At 68.8% G+C, this 17,589-nt stretch carries 15 protein-coding genes; 8 read left to right on the top strand and 7 right to left on the bottom strand.

Annotated elements, in window-relative coordinates:
* Positions 1 to 109: 109 nt before the first annotated feature.
* From VTA80_RS16345 to VTA80_RS16320, 6 genes are all read left to right on the top strand, one after another.
* Positions 110 to 937, top strand: a complete 828-nt coding sequence (locus VTA80_RS16345) for an ABC transporter ATP-binding protein (RefSeq protein ID WP_407342143.1) — start codon at positions 110 to 112, stop codon at positions 935 to 937.
* Complete coding sequence (locus tag VTA80_RS16340; RefSeq protein WP_407342142.1) at positions 937 to 3,498, top strand: ABC transporter permease; 2,562 nt, start codon at positions 937 to 939, stop codon at positions 3,496 to 3,498. Before VTA80_RS16345 ends, VTA80_RS16340 begins: the two co-directional genes overlap by 1 nt.
* Positions 3,499 to 4,814: 1,316 nt before the next feature.
* Positions 4,815 to 8,006, top strand: a complete 3,192-nt coding sequence (locus tag VTA80_RS16335) for an NAD(P)-binding protein (RefSeq protein WP_407342141.1) — start codon at positions 4,815 to 4,817, stop codon at positions 8,004 to 8,006.
* 26 nt (positions 8,007 to 8,032) lie between these two features.
* The gene (locus VTA80_RS16330; protein WP_407342140.1) at positions 8,033 to 9,067 is read left to right on the top strand and encodes an ABC transporter substrate-binding protein; all 1,035 of its coding nucleotides are present in this window, start codon (positions 8,033 to 8,035) and stop codon (positions 9,065 to 9,067) included.
* Positions 9,045 to 9,842: an ABC transporter permease gene (locus VTA80_RS16325; RefSeq protein WP_407342139.1), complete on the top strand. Its 798-nt coding sequence runs from the start codon at positions 9,045 to 9,047 to the stop codon at positions 9,840 to 9,842. The genes VTA80_RS16330 and VTA80_RS16325 overlap by 23 nt, the downstream gene beginning before the upstream one ends.
* The gene (locus tag VTA80_RS16320) at positions 9,839 to 10,444 is read left to right on the top strand and encodes an ATP-binding cassette domain-containing protein (RefSeq protein ID WP_407342138.1); all 606 of its coding nucleotides are present in this window, start codon (positions 9,839 to 9,841) and stop codon (positions 10,442 to 10,444) included. Before VTA80_RS16325 ends, VTA80_RS16320 begins: the two co-directional genes overlap by 4 nt.
* Before the next feature lie 286 nt (positions 10,445 to 10,730).
* Here VTA80_RS16320 and VTA80_RS16315 read toward each other — a convergent pair whose 3' ends face one another.
* The 6 genes from VTA80_RS16315 to VTA80_RS16290 all read right to left on the bottom strand — a co-directional run bounded on the left by VTA80_RS16315 (position 10,731) and on the right by VTA80_RS16290 (position 15,021).
* On the bottom strand, positions 10,731 to 11,072 hold the full coding sequence (locus tag VTA80_RS16315) for a hypothetical protein (protein ID WP_407342137.1): 342 nt from the start codon (positions 11,070 to 11,072) through the stop codon (positions 10,731 to 10,733).
* A gap of 254 nt (positions 11,073 to 11,326) precedes the next feature.
* The gene (locus VTA80_RS16310; protein WP_407342136.1) at positions 11,327 to 11,743 is read right to left on the bottom strand and encodes a hypothetical protein; all 417 of its coding nucleotides are present in this window, start codon (positions 11,741 to 11,743) and stop codon (positions 11,327 to 11,329) included.
* 51 nt (positions 11,744 to 11,794) lie between these two features.
* Positions 11,795 to 13,198 (bottom strand): GAF domain-containing serine/threonine-protein kinase, encoded by a 1,404-nt coding sequence (locus VTA80_RS16305; protein ID WP_407345795.1) that lies wholly within the window; start codon positions 13,196 to 13,198, stop codon positions 11,795 to 11,797.
* A gap of 72 nt (positions 13,199 to 13,270) precedes the next feature.
* Positions 13,271 to 14,335: an FUSC family protein gene (locus tag VTA80_RS16300; RefSeq protein ID WP_407342135.1), complete on the bottom strand. Its 1,065-nt coding sequence runs from the start codon at positions 14,333 to 14,335 to the stop codon at positions 13,271 to 13,273.
* A 46-nt stretch (positions 14,336 to 14,381) separates the two neighbouring features.
* Positions 14,382 to 14,651, bottom strand: coding sequence for a GlsB/YeaQ/YmgE family stress response membrane protein (locus VTA80_RS16295; protein WP_407341363.1), 270 nt, complete (start codon positions 14,649 to 14,651; stop codon positions 14,382 to 14,384).
* Between the two features lie 151 nt (positions 14,652 to 14,802).
* Complete coding sequence (locus VTA80_RS16290) at positions 14,803 to 15,021, bottom strand: hypothetical protein (RefSeq protein WP_407342134.1); 219 nt, start codon at positions 15,019 to 15,021, stop codon at positions 14,803 to 14,805.
* A 301-nt stretch (positions 15,022 to 15,322) separates the two neighbouring features.
* On the opposite strand from VTA80_RS16290, the gene VTA80_RS16285 reads away from it, so the two are divergent.
* Together VTA80_RS16285 and VTA80_RS16280 are read left to right on the top strand one after the other, a co-directional pair.
* Positions 15,323 to 15,619 (top strand): DUF4235 domain-containing protein, encoded by a 297-nt coding sequence (locus VTA80_RS16285; protein WP_407342133.1) that lies wholly within the window; start codon positions 15,323 to 15,325, stop codon positions 15,617 to 15,619.
* A 234-nt stretch (positions 15,620 to 15,853) separates the two neighbouring features.
* Positions 15,854 to 16,840 carry a diguanylate cyclase domain-containing protein gene (locus tag VTA80_RS16280; protein WP_407342132.1) on the top strand — a complete coding sequence of 329 codons (987 nt, stop codon included), beginning with the start codon at positions 15,854 to 15,856 and terminating at the stop codon, positions 16,838 to 16,840.
* Between the two features lie 20 nt (positions 16,841 to 16,860).
* Here the strand turns inward: VTA80_RS16280 and VTA80_RS16275 are convergent, their stop codons facing one another.
* Positions 16,861 to 17,475: a DUF3267 domain-containing protein gene (locus tag VTA80_RS16275; RefSeq protein ID WP_407342131.1), complete on the bottom strand. Its 615-nt coding sequence runs from the start codon at positions 17,473 to 17,475 to the stop codon at positions 16,861 to 16,863.
* Positions 17,476 to 17,589 lie beyond the last annotated feature (114 nt).

The following is a 17,589-nucleotide window of genomic DNA, read 5'->3' as shown; positions in this document are numbered from 1 at the left end:
CGCGCCATCCGCCCCATCACCCGCTGCAGCCGCGTGGATTCCGCACGCTCACTTTCACCTCTTGCCACTGACCCGCGCACCACCCAAGACCCCTTCAGAGAGGACCAGCATGACCACCAACCTGACCCCCACAATCCGCGAGTTCCCTTCCGGGCAGGCCGTCCCGACGTCGGTGATCGCCTCGGCGCGGGGGCTGGTGAAGACCTATGGCGCCGGTGACATGGCGGTGCAGGCCTTGGCGGGCATCGATGTGGACTTCGCCCGCGGGGAGCTGACCGCGATCATGGGCCCGTCGGGGTCGGGCAAGTCGACGCTGATGCACTGCATGGCCGGCCTCGACCCAGTCACCGCGGGCACCGTGGTCATCGACGGCCAGGACGTCGGGTCGATGAACCAGCGCCAGCTCACCAAGCTGCGCCGGACCCGGCTCGGGTTCATCTTCCAGGCGTTCAACCTGGTCCCCACGCTCACAGCGGCGGAGAACATCACGCTGCCCCTGGACATCGCCCGCCGCCCGGTCGACCGCACCCACTTCGACGCGATCGTGGCCGCCGTCGGCCTCAAGACCCGCCTGCACCACCGCCCGTCGGAGCTGTCCGGCGGGCAGCAGCAGCGCGTGGCGTGCGCCCGCGCCCTCGTAGCCAAGCCGGCCGTCATCTTCGCCGACGAGCCCACCGGGAACCTCGACTCCACCTCCGCCACCCAGTTGCTGGGCTTCCTGCGCCGGAGTGTGGACGACCTGGGCCAGACCGTCGTGATGGTCACCCACGACCCCCGCGCCGCCGCCTACGCCCACCGGGTGCTGTTCCTCGCCGACGGCAAGCTCGTCGCCGAGCTCAACCACCCGACCCAGGCCTCCGTCCTGGAGGTCCTCGGCACGCTGAGCGCCGCCGCGCCCGAGCACCGCGACGCGGCCCTCGTCGCGGTGGGTGCCTGATGGGCCGCGTCGCGCTGCGCGGGATCCGCGAACACCTGGTCCGGTTCCTCCTGAGTGTCTTGGCCGTCACCCTCGGTGTTGCGTTCGTGGCCGGGACATTCTCACTGCGCACCATGATGAGTGCCACGTTCACCGGGATCGTCGACTCCTCGATGCCCGCCGACGCGTACGTGCGCGGCGCCGACCGGGCCGTCGGGATGAGCACGCCCGGCACCACGGGCGAGACCCGCACCACCGTCCCGGCCGCCCTCGCGACCTCGATCGCGGCAGTGGACGGCGTGGACAAAGCCTTCGCGGACATCTCCGGGCCGATCGTGCTGGTCGGCGCGGACGGCACCGCGGTCCAGTCCACCCAAGCGCCCAGCTTCGCCATCGCCCTGCACCCCGACGACACCACCGTGAAGGTCGTCGCCGGCCGCACCCCCGCCGGGCCGAGCGAAATCGCGCTGGAATCCGCAACCCTGGCCTCCTCCGGGCTGGCCGTCGGCGAGCACACCAAGGCAGTGGTGGCCGGCGCGATCCAAGACGTCCAGGTCGTCGGCGAGGTGTCCCTGAACGGCCCGATGGCCGGCGCCACGATCGTGTACTTCGACGCCGCGACCGCGACCGCGGCCTACTCCCCGGACGGCATGGTCTCCACGATCAGCGTCTACGCAGAACCCGGGGTGTCCGAGGCTGACCTGGTCGCGGACCTGGCCCCCGTCCTGGCTGATGCAAAGCTGACCCCCGCGCAGGCCCTGACCGGTGACGCGATGCGGGACGAGGCCCGGACCGACATCGAGGGCCAACTCGGGTTCGTGCAGACGTTCATGCTCGTGTTCGCCGGGATCTCCCTGTTCGTGGGCGCGTTCATCATCTCCAACACGTTCTCCATGTCCGTGCGCCAACGGATGCGCGAGTTCGCCCTGCTGCGCGCTCTGGGCGCGTCCCCCACCCAGGTGTTCGCCTCCATCCTCATCCAGGCCGCAGTCGTGGGCCTGGCCGGGTCCGCCCTGGGCATCGCCGCCGGCCTCGGCCTGGTCTCGTTGCTGCGCGTCGCGTTCGACAAGATGGGCATGGACCTGTCCGGGTCCATCCCGCTAGACACGTCCACCGTGGTCATCTCCCTGCTCATCGGCACCATCGTGAGCGTCATCGCCGCGGCCCTACCCGCCCGCCGCGCCGCGCTGACCGCCCCGGTCGAGGCCATGCGCGACGCCACCGGGACAGAGAAGTCCCTGCGCACCCGCACCATCGCCGGCGTGATCCTCGCCGTCGCCGGCATCGCCGGCGTCGTCGCTGCGCTGGTCGCGCCGGACACCCACGGCTCCACGATGCTCGGCCTGGGCGCCGGCTCCCTATGTGTGGGGGTGCTGCTGCTCGCCCCGATCCTCGCCCGGCACACCCTCGGCGTTCTGGCCGCGGTGTTCGTCGTCGCCATCAAACCCCTAGGTCGCCTGGCCCGCGGCAACGTCGTGCGCCACCCCCGGCGCACCGCGAACACCGCCAGTGCCCTCATGATCAGCATGGCCCTGGTGGGTGCCGCATCGGTCCTTGCCGCCTCGGCCACAGCCTCCACCCGGTCCATCGTCGAGGACGGCTGGACGGCGGACTACTCCATCCAGTCCGCCACCGGCGCCGTGCCGATCGGCGCCGTCGCGGACGTCGGCGCGCTCGACTCGGTCGGCGCCGTCGACGTGCTCACCTACGCACCGACCATGGTCGCTGACCCGGGCCAGACCGCCACGCTCGAGGACTCCGTGGTCGCGGTCGGCCTCCCCGCCGACGCCTTCGGGCGCACCGTCGACATCGACACGGTCAGCGGCTCGCTGGACACCCTCGCCGGCGGCCAGATCGCCGTGCAGCAGGACGCCGCAGCGGAGCGAGGCTGGCTGCTCGGGGACGAGGTGGCGTTCACCTCCTCGACTGAGACCACTCAGGCCCGCATCGGTGCGATCGTCGACACCCAGGTGATCAGCAGCCCGATCATCGTGTCCGACACGCTCCTCGCCGACCTCGTCGCACCCGCCCAGATCACGGTCGAGGATCTCCTCATCACGGCCGCCCCCGGTGTGGACCCGGCCGCGTTGCGCGCCGACCTCGTCGCGGTCGCCTCGCCCTACGTGGTGCTCTCGGTGCTCGACGCCGAGGAGTTCGCCGCGCAGCTCGCCGCTCAGGTCAACCAGATCCTGGTGATCTTGTACGCGCTGCTCGGGCTGTCGATCGTGATCGCGATCCTCGGAATCGTTAACACGCTCGCGCTGAGCGTGATTGAACGGACCCACGAGATCGGCCTCATGCGCGCCGTCGGCCTCGGTCGGCTGCAGCTCGCCGGGATGATCACCATCGAGAGCGTCCTGACCGCCTTGTTCGGCACCGTCGTCGGCGTCGTGCTCGGGGTCGCCGCGGCCGCGGTAATGCCGACCGTGTTCACCGGCGTCGGCCTCACCGCGCTCGCGATCCCCTGGGCCCAGCTCACCGGCATGGTGGCCCTCGCCGGCGCCGCCGGCGTCCTGGCCGCACTGTGGCCCGCCTCCCGCGCCGCCCGCCTACCCGTGCTCGACGCGGTCACCTCTGACTGAGGCTCGCCTACCTGACAGCCAACCGGTCCGGAACCATCCGCCAGAAAGCTGAGTCGCGCACGCAGCCAGCCGGGCGACGAACCGTCGTCGGACTCCTAGCTGTTCAATCGGAATTCGTCCGTGACCGGCGACGTGCCCAAGGAGGCTGGTCCAGATATATGCGCACGACCAGACGGTCGCTACGTAGTTGGCGCGAAGTGCTGGGTAGGTCGGGCGGACACCACTCGACGGTTGTCGCGAACGATCGCGAGATGGTCCTCGTGGCGTTGCTCTTGGGGATCTCCAACGGGCAGGAAGTCAGAGGGCTGGGAAAGCAGTGGCCTTCGGCGCGGCCAGCGGGGAGTATGCGCAGATGGATGATGGCCAGCCAGTGCCCGCTCTGTCGACCCTCCGCCCTGCTGCCGGCGGGGACGTCGAGGAGATCGAGTACCTCGCCGTGATCAACGGGATGCTCGCAGCCGAGGATCTCAGTGGGTTCGATGAGATGCTGCGGGGCTGTCTGAATGGTTCCCTCGAAGTTCACCAGTGTGTCGTTGCCCAGGATGAGTCGGGCGGGTTGACCGGTGCGGCGTACTTCGCACCGGAGCCTTTCGCAGCCCGGGTGTGGAATCTGTACTTCGACCGCGTCCAGCGCGTGGAGTCTGTCAACTGGCGGCGAAGGAATCGGTTTAGTCGCACCATCAAGGCGTACGGTGCAGGCACACCCAGTTTCGACGGGACGCGGACTCTGGCGACAGTGCCCAACGGTTTGCGTGGACGGTGTCCCACTTGCGGTGAGCAGGGGCTTCGTAATCCGAGAGCACGTTGCCCGCGCCGACATGGCGAATGCCTCTGACCTCAATGACGAGGCCAGGGGCATTCAACATATCGGCTGCACCCCAGCGGGGGGCCGTGTGGCGCCACCGACCCCGCAACGCTACGCGCCTCGACGGGCGCCCCTCCCAGGTTTGGGACGCGCACTTCCCGATACGGCGCGCACAGCGCTGGGCAGGCAACAGGCGGAGCGGGCCGGGACTCACGGCTGCGCGCGGCAAGCGGCGTCAGGCGGAGTAGGTGGCGCTGGTCATCGCGCAGCACTGCTCGGCTAGACACGGCGGCGGTCGTAGGCGCGGCCTGAGCCAGCAGTGTGCACCACCTGTGCCTCGAGGGTTGGAGCGGGGTTCCCGCACCTGGGCCCGAAGTCCGACGATTCGCGAGGGGCTCGCTCCTAGGCTGGATCTGCGGTGCCAGTGTCGGCACCGATGCTCCGGACGCGAGGGGTTGCGGGCCCCTCAGCCACACCTGACCCGTGCACAGCACACCAACGGAGGTCGGACGTGCGCGAACTGGCTGAGAGCGACCGCTTCACCATCACCGTCAACAACCGCGACCTTCAGGTCTTCGGTGGCCTGACGATTCTCGAGGCGCTCGTGATGGAAGGCATCGAGGTCCCGTCGCTCTGCCATGACATCCGGCTCACGCGGTCCAACGGCAGCTGTGGCTTGTGCGTCGTCGAGGTCGGGACCCTGGCCGAGGCGTCCCGCGACGTGAAGGCCTGCCTCACCCCGGTCCAGCCCGACATGGTCATCACCACGCACTCGCCCAGGCTTGTCGCGTACCGCAAGGTCCGACTCGGGCAGTTGCTCTGTGACCACAACGCCGACTGCGTGGCACCGTGCGTCGAGACCTGCCCGGCCAACATCGACATCCAGACCTACCTGAGCCACGTGGCCGATGGCAACTACCGCGCCGCCATCCGCGTCATCAAGGACCGCAACCCGTTCCCGTCGGTCTGCGGTCGTGTGTGCCCGCACCCGTGCGAGTCCGAGTGCCGTCGCAGCCTGGTGGACGAGTCCGTCGCGATCAACGACGTCAAGCGGTTCGCCGCAGACTGGGACCTTGCTCGCGATGAGCCGTGGATCCCGCGAGTGAGCACCCCGACCGGAAAGCGGATCGCCGTCGTGGGCGCCGGACCGTCCGGGCTCTCGGCTGCCTACTACAGCGCGATCGCCGGCCATGCCGTCACGGTCTTCGAGAAGCAAGGCCACGCGGGCGGGATGATGCGCTACGGCATCCCGGAGTTCCGGCTCCCGAAGAAAACGCTGGACCAGGAGATCGGGATCATCCGGGCGCTGGGCGTCCAGATCGTCACCGGCAAGGCCCTGGGCACCCAGCTCAGGCTCGAGGACCTGAACCGGGACTTCGACTCGGTGTACCTGGCCATTGGCTCGTGGCGGGCGTCGGCGTTGCGGATCGACGGAGAGCACCTGGCGGGTGTCCATCTCGGCATCGACTACCTCCGCCACGTCACGAAGGGCCCTCAGAAGCCGCTCGGGGACACCGTCGTCGTCATCGGTGGGGGCAACACCGCCATCGACTGCGCCCGGACGGCCCTGCGCCAGGGCGCCAAGCGCGTCAAGCTCGTCTACCGGCGCACCCGCGACGAGATGCCCGCCGAGGCGTCGGACGTCGAGGAGGCGCTGCGCGAGGGCATCGAGATGGTCTTCCTCACCGCGCCCACCCAGATCACCGCCACCAACGGCATCAAGGAGCTGCACTGCACCACGATGGAGCTCGGCGAGCCGGACCGATCCGGTCGCCGCCGGCCGGTGATCGTCGAGGGCAGCGACTTCGTCATCGAGACTGACACCATCATCGGCGCCATCGGCCAGAGCACCGAGACCGGTTTCCTCTACGACGACCTGCCCGTTCGCCTCAACAAGTGGGGCGACATCGACATCGACGGCTTCACGATGCAGTCGTCGGAGCCGGGCATCTTCGCGGGCGGGGACTGTGTCACTGGTCCGGCGACGGTGATCCAGGCGGTTGCCGCCGGCCGCCGAGCCGCGAACGCGATCGACGAGTTCGTCACCCGGGGCTATGTGCGCGCAAGCACCACGGACTACACCTGCAGCCGCGGGACGCTCGAAGACCTGCCCCGGGCCGAGTTCGACGACATCCCCAGGTTCGCCCGCGCGACCAGGTCAGCGCTCGCACCCGACGACCGGACCCACAGCTTCGTCGAGGTCGAGCACGCTCTCAGTGAAGACCAGGCACAGGCGGAGGCTGGTCGCTGCCTCGCCTGCGGGTGCAGCGAACAGACCCACTGCACGCTGCGCCGCGAGGCCACCGACCACGGTGTCGCATTCGCGATGCCGCTGCACGTGCGCCCGTACTCGCCCGTCGTGCAGGACCACCCCTTCATCATCCGCGACGACAACAAGTGCATCTCCTGCGGACGCTGCGTCGCGGCCTGCCCCGAGATCGAGGGACCGGGCGTCCTCGCCTTCCAGTTCCACGGCGGGCGGCTGACGGTCGGGACCACCACGAGCCTCCCGCTGGGGATGACCGACTGCGTCTCCTGCGGGCAGTGCGTCCGCGCCTGCCCCTGCGGCGCCCTCGACTACGTGCGGGAGCGCGGCAACGTGTTCACCGCCATCAACGACCCGAAGAAGGTCGTGGTCGGGTTCGTCGCCCCGGCGGTGCGCAGCGTGATCGCCGCTGAGTACGGGATCCCGTTCGACGAGGCGTCCGCATACATCGCCGGCATGATGCGCGCGATCGGCTTCGACAAGGTGTTCGACTTCACCTTCGCGGCCGACCTCACGATCATGGAGGAGACGACCGAGTTTCTCGACCGCGTCACCTCCGGCGGGGTGCTCCCGCACTTCACCTCGTGCTGCCCCGGTTGGGTCAACCTCGTCGAGCGCCGGTGGCCGGAGATGATCCCCCACCTGTCCAGCTGCAAGTCGCCCCAGCAGATGATGGGCGCCACCGTGAAGAACCACTTCGCCCAGCAGGCAGGCATCAGCCTCGACGACCTCTACGTCGTGTCGATCGTGCCGTGCCTGGCGAAGAAGTACGAGGCCGCCCGGCCGGAGTTCGCGCCCGAGGGAATCCGGGACGTGGACGCCGTTCTGACGACGACGGAGTTCCTCGAGATGGCCGAGATGCTGCGCCTGGTGCCCGGCGACATCGAACCGGGCGAGTTCGATCCCCCGTACAAGCGTGTCAGCGGCGCCGGGATCCTCTTCGGCGCCTCCGGCGGGGTGGCCGAGGCGGCCCTGCGCATGGCGGTGGAGAAGCTCACCGGTGAACCCTTGGTCGATCGGCTCGACTTCCACGACGTCCGAGGATTCGAGGGGGTCAAGGAGGCGACGGTCACGGCGAACGGGACGGACGTGCGGGTGGCGGTGATCTCGGGCCTGAACAATGTCGACCCCCTCGTGCGGCGCATCGTGGCGGGCGAGGATGTCGGCTACGACCTGGTCGAGGTCATGGCGTGCCCGGGCGGCTGCATCAACGGTGCCGGACATCCCGTACCGGAGCGGGTCGGTGAGATGGCGGCCCGGCAGAAGGTGCTCGTCAACATCGACCGGGCCTCGAGGTACCGCAAATCCCAGGAGAACCCGGACGTCCTGCGGCTGTACGACGAGTTCTACGGCGAACCGAACTCGGTCGCTGCCCACCGCCTCCTCCACACCAGCTACGCCCCGTTTCGGGATGAGCCGATCGTCCCCACCCGATGAGGCGGGCGATGCTCGGGAGCCGCTGGGTGAGCCCGACCGCGGGCGTGATGCTGGCGTTCGCCGTGCTTTCCGGTTGCGGCGCCGTGGTACCGCTGGCTGGTTCGGCCGCTGCGGAGTCCGCGGGACCGCTCCCGAGCCCGGCTCCGTCCGACGCTCAGCCGACCATCCGGGTCGCCTCGCTCAAGGGCCCGACCACGATGGGGCTGGTCCACCTGATGGACGACGCCGAGAAAGGTCGAGGCGAGCAGGACTACGAGGTGACGGTGTACGGCACACCCGATGAGGTCGTGCCGAAGATGCTGCGGGGAACGATCGACATCGCTCTCATCCCGGCGAACCTGGCCAGCGTGCTCTACGCCAGGTCGCTCGGGGCGGACGGGTCGCAGATAGAGGTCGCCGCGATCAACACCCTCGGGATGCTCGAAGTCCTCGAGACCGGCGACACCGTCCAGAGCATGGCCGACCTCAAGGGGCAGACGATCTACAGCACGGGCAAGGGTGCCTCGCCCGAGTACGTGCTGAACTACCTCCTGGAGCGCAACGGCCTGGATCCGGCGACGGATGTCACGGTCGAGTTCAAGAGCGAGGCCACCGAGGTCGCCGCCCTTCTCGCGGCCACGCCGAACGCCATCGCCGTCCTGCCCCAGCCGTACGCGACGGTCGTCAGGACCCAGAACCCCACCGTCCGCACCGCCCTGTCCCTCACGGACGAATGGGCCAAGGTGACCCCGGACTCCCCACCGGTCACGGGCGTCGTCGTCGTCCGCACGGACTTCGCCCGGACCCGGCCCGACGACCTCGACACGTTCCTGCGCGAGTATCGGTCGTCGACGGAGTTCACCAACGCCCACCCGGCCCAGGCAGGCGTCCTGATCGCCGACGCCGGCATCGTGCCCGGCGCAGCGATCGCAGCGGCGGCGATCCCCTCCTGCCACATCACGTATATCGAGGGTGCCGAGCTCCAGACCGTCTTGAGCGGCTACCTCCAGGTGCTCTTCGAGGCCGACCCGGCCTCGGTCGGCGGAAGCATGCCGGGCGATGACTTCTACTACCGCCCCTAAAGAGCCAGTCGGGAGCATCGCGCGACGAGTCGCGCGACCCGCGCTGGTCATCGGGTTCTGGGTGGGCGTGTGGCAGGTGGCCGCCACCATGGTCGATCAGAGCATCCTGCTCGCCTCGCCCGGCTCGGTGTTCTTCAGACTGGTGGAGCTCGTGGGGACCACGGACTTCTGGGGCACCACATGGCACTCCCTGGCCCGCATCGCCGCGGGGTTCGGCCTGGCCGTGGTGGCCGGAGTCGTCAGCGCCGCCCTGGCTGCGACCTTGCGGGTCGTCGATGCGCTCGTGACCCCGCTGGTCACGGCGATCCGCAGCACGCCCGTGGTCAGCTTCATCGTCCTGGTGCTGATGTGGGCCGACAGCGACCGCCTTGCGACGATCATCAGCTTCCTGATGGTGGTGCCCATCATCTACACGAACGTCCTGGACGGCATCCGGCACCGCGACCGCTTGCTCCTCGAGGCCGCCCAGGTCTTTCGGGTGCCGTTGCTGCGGCGGGTTGTCGCCGTCGACGTCCCCGCCGTCCTGCCCTTCTTCATCGCGGCCTGCAAGATCGGTGTGGGCCTCGCCTGGAAGAGCGGCATCGCCGCCGAGGTGATCGGCCTGCCGCAGGGCAGCATCGGAGAGCGGCTCTACCAGGCCAAGATCTTGCTCAGCAGCGTCGACCTGTTCGCTTGGACCGTCGTGATCATCGCGCTCAGCTTCGCGGTCGAGTCGATGGTGCTGGCGCTGCTGGCGCGCGTGCAGGTCCGGCTCGCCCTCGGACGTGCGACGTGATCACTCTGCGCGGGGTCACCCTTCGCTTCGGGGAGCACGTCGTGCTCGACGGGCTCGATCTCGACCTCGCCGAGGGTTGCGTCACGGCGCTGATGGGCCCGAACGGCTCCGGCAAGACCACTCTCGGTCGGCTCCTGCTGGGGCTGGCCGTCGCCGACGTCGGCACGATCCACGGACTCGACGGCCGCCGTCGGGCAGCGGTCTTCCAGGAGGACCGGCTATGTGAGCAACTGACGGCCGTCGACAACGTACGTCTGGTCCTGGGCCGAGCCGCCGCACGGTCCGCCGTGGTGGCGGAACTGGGCAGAGTGGGCCTGACCGGAGAGGAGCTCCGCAAGCCAGTGCACAAGCTCTCAGGCGGTCAGCGGCGACGCGTCGCCATCATCCGGGCACTGGCGGCCGAAGCGGACCTCGTCGTCCTGGACGAGCCCTTCACGGGGTTGGACACCGAGGCCAAGACCCGCATCCTGGGCTACGTGCGCGAGCGCTGCGACGGCCGAACCGTGCTGCTCATCACGCACGACCGCGTCGAGGCCGAGTGGTTCGGGGCCCGGGTGGTCCACCTGTCGTCAGCTCATTCGTCGGACCGCTCGACCGACTGACAAAGGCCCAGCGACGTCACAGGGTGGCCGGCCCGCCGAGCTGTCTCCTGCTCGACGAAATAGGCGCGCGCGTCGCCTTCGGTGTAGGCGGTGGACCGCGACCAGCCGGACTATTGAACGAGCGGGTCGCCAATGCCATCAGGTTGCCGGGCACGTCCTGGGACAGCCACGGACGAAGGAGAACCACCCTGCCGGCCATGGCGGCGTCGAGTACGCCATGCCGCAGACCGAAACCGCGACCGAAGGATCCCGACGATTGCCGCTACCGGAGGGCCACCGGCGACAGCTAGAGGTCGGCGACGACGCGAACCTGACCTCCGTCGTGCACCACCTGCGCGACCGCGACGTGATCTGCGCCAGCAAGCCGCAGCCGCAAGGGGTGCGGCTCTTCGAAGTTGCGCCACCAGGTCTTGCGCCCGGGCGTGCCGACTTGGATGCGAACGGATCGCCCGTTCACGACGTAGGCCGTGACCAGCTGGTAGGCGCGGCCGGAGCGACGACCGCGGTACTCCACGACGGCGAGCCTGCGTCCGAGCCGCGAGCCCGCAGGGCTCCTCAGCGCAGCGACCAACAATGTGTTGGCCACACGGTTGGTCAACGCGAATCCGCGACTGCGCACTGTTGCCATGCGGCCAGCGTCCTGCCCGCTCGGCGGACGGGTTCAGGGCGAAGGTCCCGTGCGTCGGGGGCGCCCATGCGATCACCCACGGTGCTCGGCGCCACGGCCCAGCCCGACGGCGGCCGTGCGTCAGCGGGTGGGTGCGCCGACCCAACCCCACCGCGAGGGATGGCGAAGGCGACGAACGGGCACACGCCGAGAATCAATCCCGCTCGGCGGGCCTACGAACCCCGTCGCGTGGCGTCGCGCCGATCAGATCCGATTCAAGCCAGACCGTTGAGCAGACCATTCGCGTCGCCGGTGTCGATCAGACCCGGAAGCGAGGTCGCCAGAGTGTTCAGCACGTCCTGGCGCAGTGCGGTGCGATTTCCGAGGAACGCCATGAAGACCGTGAAGCCGATCGTCAGGCCAGCAAAGACGGAGAACAGGGCGCTGTAGGCGATCCCACCGGTGAGCACTCCCCCTCCGGCCGAACCGAAGCGGGCGTCGGCGCGCGCGGCCCGGGTTCGCTGCCACCACGCCAGCGCGGCCTTGACCCGGGCGACCAGGGCAGCTGGTCTGCTGGGGTCGTCGACCGTGCCTGCCGGTTCGAGACGCGCGGCCGCGGCGAGGTGCGCCGAACCCACCCCGATAGGGGCGGTGGCGTCATCGGTGGTCTTGCTTTCGCCGGGCGGACTCATCCGGAGACTTTCGGCCCACCGACTGCGCGGGGCGACCCGACGGCACCACCGTCATGCGTCACTGTTCACCGGTAGTCCGCGGGGCGCATCGGGATCGTCCTGCGGACCGCGCCGGTTTTCACGCCGAAGTTCCAGGTCGTTCATGACGATGGCCGCCAGGTCTTCGAGGGTGGTGAGGTCGTGGGCGTCGAGCGTGCGCGGCTCACGGTCAAGGATGCACAAGGTCCCCAGGTTGAAGCCGTCATGGGTGCGCAGCGGGATGCCGGCGTAGAACCTCAGCCCGAACCCGCCCGCGACCAATGGGTTTGTCAGCGCACGAAGGTCGACTGCGGCGTCCTCGATGATCCACGGGCCCTCGTGCAGGATGGCCGAGCCGCACAGGCCCGCGTCTCGGTCGAGCTGGTCGATCTCGACCCCGGGGTGAGACTTGAACCAGATCCGGTCGTGGTCAACGATGCTCACGATCGCGATCGGCACGTTGAAGAGCCGGGCGGCCAGAGCGGTGATCCGGTCGAAGGCACCGTCGGGTGGGCTGTCCAGGATGTCGTACCGGTGCACCGCTGCCATCCGTGCGACCTCGTTCGCAGGGATGATCGACGACTCTGCCCGGCGCCGTCCCTTGCCAGCGGCGGTGATCTCGCGCAGCGTCAGTGCGGTCTCGCTCGCTGTAGGGCGAACAGCGGGGTCGGTGGCGGTCATCGCCTGGAGCAGTTGGGTCCATTGGCGGCCGAGCCCCGGGGGGAGATCGGGAGCGCGGATCAGTCGCGCGAGCGCGGCTTGCAGGGGTGGCCCCGGGTAGGCCCTGGTCCCTGTCAGGCACTCGAGCAGGACAAGGCCGAGGGAGTAGATGTCGCTCGGCGCTCCGATCGGGTCCCCCATGGCCTGCTCGGGGCTGACGTAAGCAGCGGTTCCGGCAAAGGACCCGTCACCGTCACCGATCAACGGGGACTCCACCATCATCGCGATCCCGAAGTCGGTGAGCTTGGCCCGCACCCGATCAGTGTCGTTGGAGTAGTCGAACATCATGATGTTCGCGGGTTTGACGTCGCGGTGGATCACGCCGTGATCGTGGACGTAGTCGAGACCTTCGGCGAGGTCGACGCCGATCTGGGCGACGTCGCGCGCGGCCAACGCCCCCTCGACGAGTCGGCTTCTCAGGTCGGGTCCGTCGATGAGCTCCATGACCAGGTAGATCTGCGGGCGATCCGGGTCCGACAGGTCCGTGCCGGCGTCCAGGAGGGTCACGAGGTTGTGGTGGTTGAGGTGGGTGAGGAGTCGGACCTCCTCGTCGTCCGCGCGCACGTCCCCCGCGTCCGCGATCGGTCCCGTCAGGATCTTGACCGCGACGTCCCGACCCAAGGACTCGTCGTGGGCCCGATGGACGGTTCCCATCGCGCCTCGTCCAATCCGCTCACCCAGGCGGTACCGCCCGCCCAGAACGGCACCTGCCGCCATGCTCGCTGTGGCTTCCGACACGCGCGTTCCGCTTTCTCGATTGTGCACTGGGTGAAGCTCACAGACCGCGGGTCATGCGTGGTGCTGGTCGTCCTCGTCGCCGCGGCGGATGACGGTCAGGGACCGGCGCAGTGCGGTCAGCACGGTGCCGGTGACCAGCAGGTCCGGATGCGATGCTGCATCGGGCGGGTGGGCCCGAAGCGTGGCGGCAAGGTCGTCCACGGCGTGGACGGCCGTGGCGGTGAGCTCCGGGTCGGACCTGCCCGCGGTCACCGCGCGCACGGCGTCGGCAAGAGCGTGCAGCGCCTGGGCGGCGGGGAGCTGTACCTGGGGGGCCGACCCGAGTGATCCGCCGACGGCGTCGTGGTCGTCCAGGAGCAGGCCGAGGTCCTGGACGAGGAACCCCAGCTGTTCGAGGGCCTGTGCCTGGCGGTGCAGGTCTCGCAGCGTCTGGCGCTGGTTGCGTGCGCGCCGGTTGGCGTCGGCCGCTTCGCCGGACTCGCGCACCGCGGAACGCATCTCGCCCAGCAGGTGGTCCAGGTGCCGTTGGCTGGAGCGCTCGGCGCGCGCGTCGCCGTCGGGGGGTGGGCAGTAGTGGTCGGCCAGGGCGTCGAGCTCACCGGCGAGGGTGTCGCGCAGGTCGGTCAGGGAGCGCGCGGACCGCTGCAGCGGGAGGGGAGGGAGGAGCAGGTTCACGCCCACGGCGAGAATCGCACCCATCAGGGTCAGGCCCGCGTAGGCCAGCACGTAGTCCTGCTGGTCGTGACTGCCGACCACGAGCGTGAGCAGCGCAGCGGTCGGCACCCATGCACCCTGGGATCCCAGCCATCGCATCCCGCCCAGGAGGATCCCGACGGCGACCACCAGCGCCACGGTCAGGGCCGAGACACCGAGCATCGCTTCGGTCAGCAGGGCGATGAGGGCGCCGATGACGATGCCCGCGACGTTGCGCCCCGCCTCCGTGACCGATCGGTGCACCGTCGGGTGGATCGCGATGACCGCACCCAGCGGTGCGTAGTAGGCGTAGGTGGCGACGTCGTCGGGCAGGAGCCGGGCGGCCACAAACCACGCCACCGCCGCGGCGAACGCGCCCTTGAGGGCGAGTTGCACGCGCGCGTGCCGCACGGTGCCGCTCACGGCAAGTGCTCGGCGGCCGAGGCCGCCAAGCACCGGCGTCGGGGACTTAGCGACGACGACCACTGAGCGTCCGGGCGGCCAGCGTGACGCCGATGACGGCGAGCACGACCTGGAACAGCAGCTCGATCCAGTCGATCCCGGCGGTGTCCGCCGACGAGACTGCGTTCGCCAAGACGGTACCCAGGAGCGCCGCGACGATCCCGATGAGGATCGTGACGAGGATGGAGATGTTCTGCTTTCCGGGTGCGAACAAGCGCCCGAGCGCTCCGATGATCGCGCCGATGACGATGGCGGTGATGAATCCTGAAACGGTCATGTGAGTCCCTCTCGCGAGAAAACGAGGGCCGGGCTCGGCCATCGAGCGGATGAAGGTACCCGAAGCATGATCAATCAGCACATTTGCTATTTGTCATGATTCGGGCTAGCCGCAAGGCGGCGAACAGACGACCTGCCGGCCGGCCGGGACCCTACTCGAGGCCGTCGGCGTCGATCTTCTGGGCGTCCGTGGCGCGGCCATCGTCCAGGTTCGTCAGACCCACCACAGACGAAGGCTGGTCGATGCCGTCCGCCTCGATCCGCTCGGCATCAGTTCCACCTGCTGGTTCGAGCGCGCCGATCGGGTGCCACGGCAGCTTCTCGGCCCGGTTGTCCTCGTTCTCTGGGTTTTCATGGATCTCGTTCGACACGACGCTGTGCTCCTTCGCTCGGGGGCAGATCGTAACGTCACGGGCCCGATTCGCCCCAAACGCGACGTCTGCCTGACGAGCCCGAGTCGCGCGTGGTGGCAACCGACACGTGGTCTCGGTTCGTCGAACACGGCATTTGACCGGCTCGTTCGTATTTGTGACCCGGCGTCGACTAGCCTGCCGGGACCGATCGCCGGTTGGAATCGAGAGGTCGACGTTGTTCGTCGTTCAGCACGCCGTCGCCCTGGTCGCGACCGCCTTCATCGCCGCACCACAATTCGCCCACACGGAGAACTGACAGATGACGACTCAAGAAGAGACCAGCAAGTCCGCGAAAGTCCTCTACCGCCCCGTGGGAATGGTCAGCTCAATCGTCGGCGGACTGCTCGCCTCGATGATCTTCCGCAAGATCTGGCAGCGCACCACACCCGGCGACCAGTCCGCACCGCCCACCGCGCTGACCACCGAGTACCCGGTCCAGCAGATCCTCCTGGCCGCCGTCGTGCAAGGCGCGCTGTACTCGCTGGTCAAGACCATCATCGACCGCGCCGGCGCACGCGTGTTCCAGCGGTGGACCGGAGAATGGCCAGGCAACTGACGACCAGCCGCGCGAAGAACGTCTGATCCGCTATCCGATGCGCGACGTGGGGCTCGAGACCCTCGGTCTGGACGGCCGCGTCTCGCGAACCTTCGGTTGGAGATGTCCCATCACGCGGTCGCCTCGTTCAGGTCCTCTGGCCGCCGGCGTGCGCTCGCGGGACGTACGGCTGAGACGAGCCCAGTGACGATGTCAATCAACCGACGGACCACCCCCGGACAGGCGATCGCGCCGGTGACCGGCGTGCGCAACACGGACCGGCTCCGAGCCGTCATCGAGGCTGACCTCGGCGGGCACCTTCACGACGAGGGCTTCGATGCAGTCGTGGCCACGTTGCGGATCGCGTGCGGTGTGCCCATGGCCGCGGTCAATATCGTGTCCGCCGGTCTGCAGACGTACGCGGCCGAACTCGGTCTGGCGACCCCGTGCACCACTGTTCCCGATGCTCTGTCGTTCTGCGCGGAGGTGGTCAACAGTGGCAACCCGCTGCAGGTGGTCGACGCCTCGGAGCACCCCGTCTACGCCCGCAACCCCTTGGTCCAGAGCGGCCTTGTCAGTTCCTACGCCGGCGAGCCGCTCCTCGACGATGGATACGTGATCGGCACTGTCTCGATCTTCGACAGCCGCGCTCGCCACTTCACCTCAACGGAACTCGAGATCCTGCGGCACCAAGCCCTCCTCGCATCATCGGTGCTGGCCCTGCGACGATCCGCACGCACCGACTTCCTGACAGGGTTGCCCAATCGCCGGTTGTTCTACGACCGACTCGGCCAGGCTCTGGACCGTCTGGAACACCGCGGCGGACTGTCAGCGGTGATGTACCTGGACATCGACGAATTCAAGGCCATCAACGACGCACTGGGCCACAGCGTCGGCGACGGCGTCCTCATGGAGATGGCGCGGCGACTCACCGCCGTCATGCGCCCGACCGACACCCTCGCGCGCTTTGGTGGCGACGAGTTCGCCGCCACGTGCGAGGACCTCCACTCCATCGAGGACGTCCAGATCCTGGCAGCGCGCATGATCGCGACAACGGCCGATCCTTGGATCGTGCACGGGCATGTGATCGCCATCGGCATCAGCATCGGCATCGCCGTGGCAGTGGCCGCCACCCCATCCACAAATCCGGATGGTCTGATAAGAGATGCTGACGCCGCTATGTACCGCGCAAAGCAACGACCCGGATCCACGTGGGTCCTGTCCACCAGCAGGCCGCGCTGACCAGCAGGCCGCCGACAGCGCTACGGCGCGCTGAGGTTACCGCCATGGGGGTGGGCGGCATCCGTGTCTGTTGCCGGCATGTCCGCGATCGCAGTGCCTCTGGTCTGCTCGAACTCAGCCTCAGCCTCAGCCTCAGCCTCAGCTGCACGCGATCCGGCGATCGCGGACCATCCCGGGCCCATGTGCACGCGAGTGGCCCTACGCCCTGGAGGTGGCGCGTCATCGTGCAGCGCTGCTCGGCCAGGGGACCACGACAGTGGTCTGGTTGCCGTTGTCGCGCAACCTGGCCTCCCCGGGAAGCCGCGCCGCCCACCAAGTCTGAACAGGTCTCCTCCTGACCCCGCGAGGTTGAGCACGCCGAGGATGTAGACGGTCAGGTGGGCATCGGCGGGCACCATCATGAAGAGCCCGAGCAGCACCACGCCCCACAACACCAATGGTCCCAACGCGACGACGAAAAAGGCCCCTCGGCCGACGAATGCGTCGTTGCCCGTCGTCAGGTAGGGCAGGCGCAGTGCGTAGTGCGATCTCTGCCCGGACAAGGCGGTGAGCAGCAGACCATGGGTGGCCTCGTGCGCCCACATGTACAGCACGCAAGCCACGAGGGTGACCGCGATGGAAAATGCACCGACCACGGCCGATGATGAGTCCCTCCGTGACGGCGCGAAGTGGCATCGCGACGGCGCGGCAGCGGTCGTTAACCTGCGCGGGTTGTGTCGTTCTCACTCTCGCCGTGGCCGGGAGCATCG

The organism is Pengzhenrongella phosphoraccumulans (assembly GCF_045689905.1).
GTDB classification, from domain to species: Bacteria; Actinomycetota; Actinomycetes; order Actinomycetales; family Cellulomonadaceae; genus Pengzhenrongella; species Pengzhenrongella phosphoraccumulans.
This window is presented reverse-complemented; position numbering and strand designations above follow the sequence as displayed.

Coding starts and splice junctions, on each gene's coding strand:
- VTA80_RS16340 (WP_407342142.1), top strand. CDS start 937: ATGGGCCGCGTCGCGCTGCGCGGGATCCGCGAACACCTGGTCCGGTTC.
- VTA80_RS16295 (WP_407341363.1), bottom strand. CDS start 14,651: ATGACCGTTTCAGGATTCATCACCGCCATCGTCATCGGCGCGATCATC.
- VTA80_RS16310 (WP_407342136.1), bottom strand. CDS start 11,743: ATGAGTCCGCCCGGCGAAAGCAAGACCACCGATGACGCCACCGCCCCT.
- VTA80_RS16305 (WP_407345795.1), bottom strand. CDS start 13,198: ATGGCGGCAGGTGCCGTTCTGGGCGGGCGGTACCGCCTGGGTGAGCGG.
- VTA80_RS16345 (WP_407342143.1), top strand. CDS start 110: ATGACCACCAACCTGACCCCCACAATCCGCGAGTTCCCTTCCGGGCAG.
- VTA80_RS16315 (WP_407342137.1), bottom strand. CDS start 11,072: ATGGCAACAGTGCGCAGTCGCGGATTCGCGTTGACCAACCGTGTGGCC.
- VTA80_RS16325 (WP_407342139.1), top strand. CDS start 9,045: ATGACTTCTACTACCGCCCCTAAAGAGCCAGTCGGGAGCATCGCGCGA.
- VTA80_RS16285 (WP_407342133.1), top strand. CDS start 15,323: ATGACGACTCAAGAAGAGACCAGCAAGTCCGCGAAAGTCCTCTACCGC.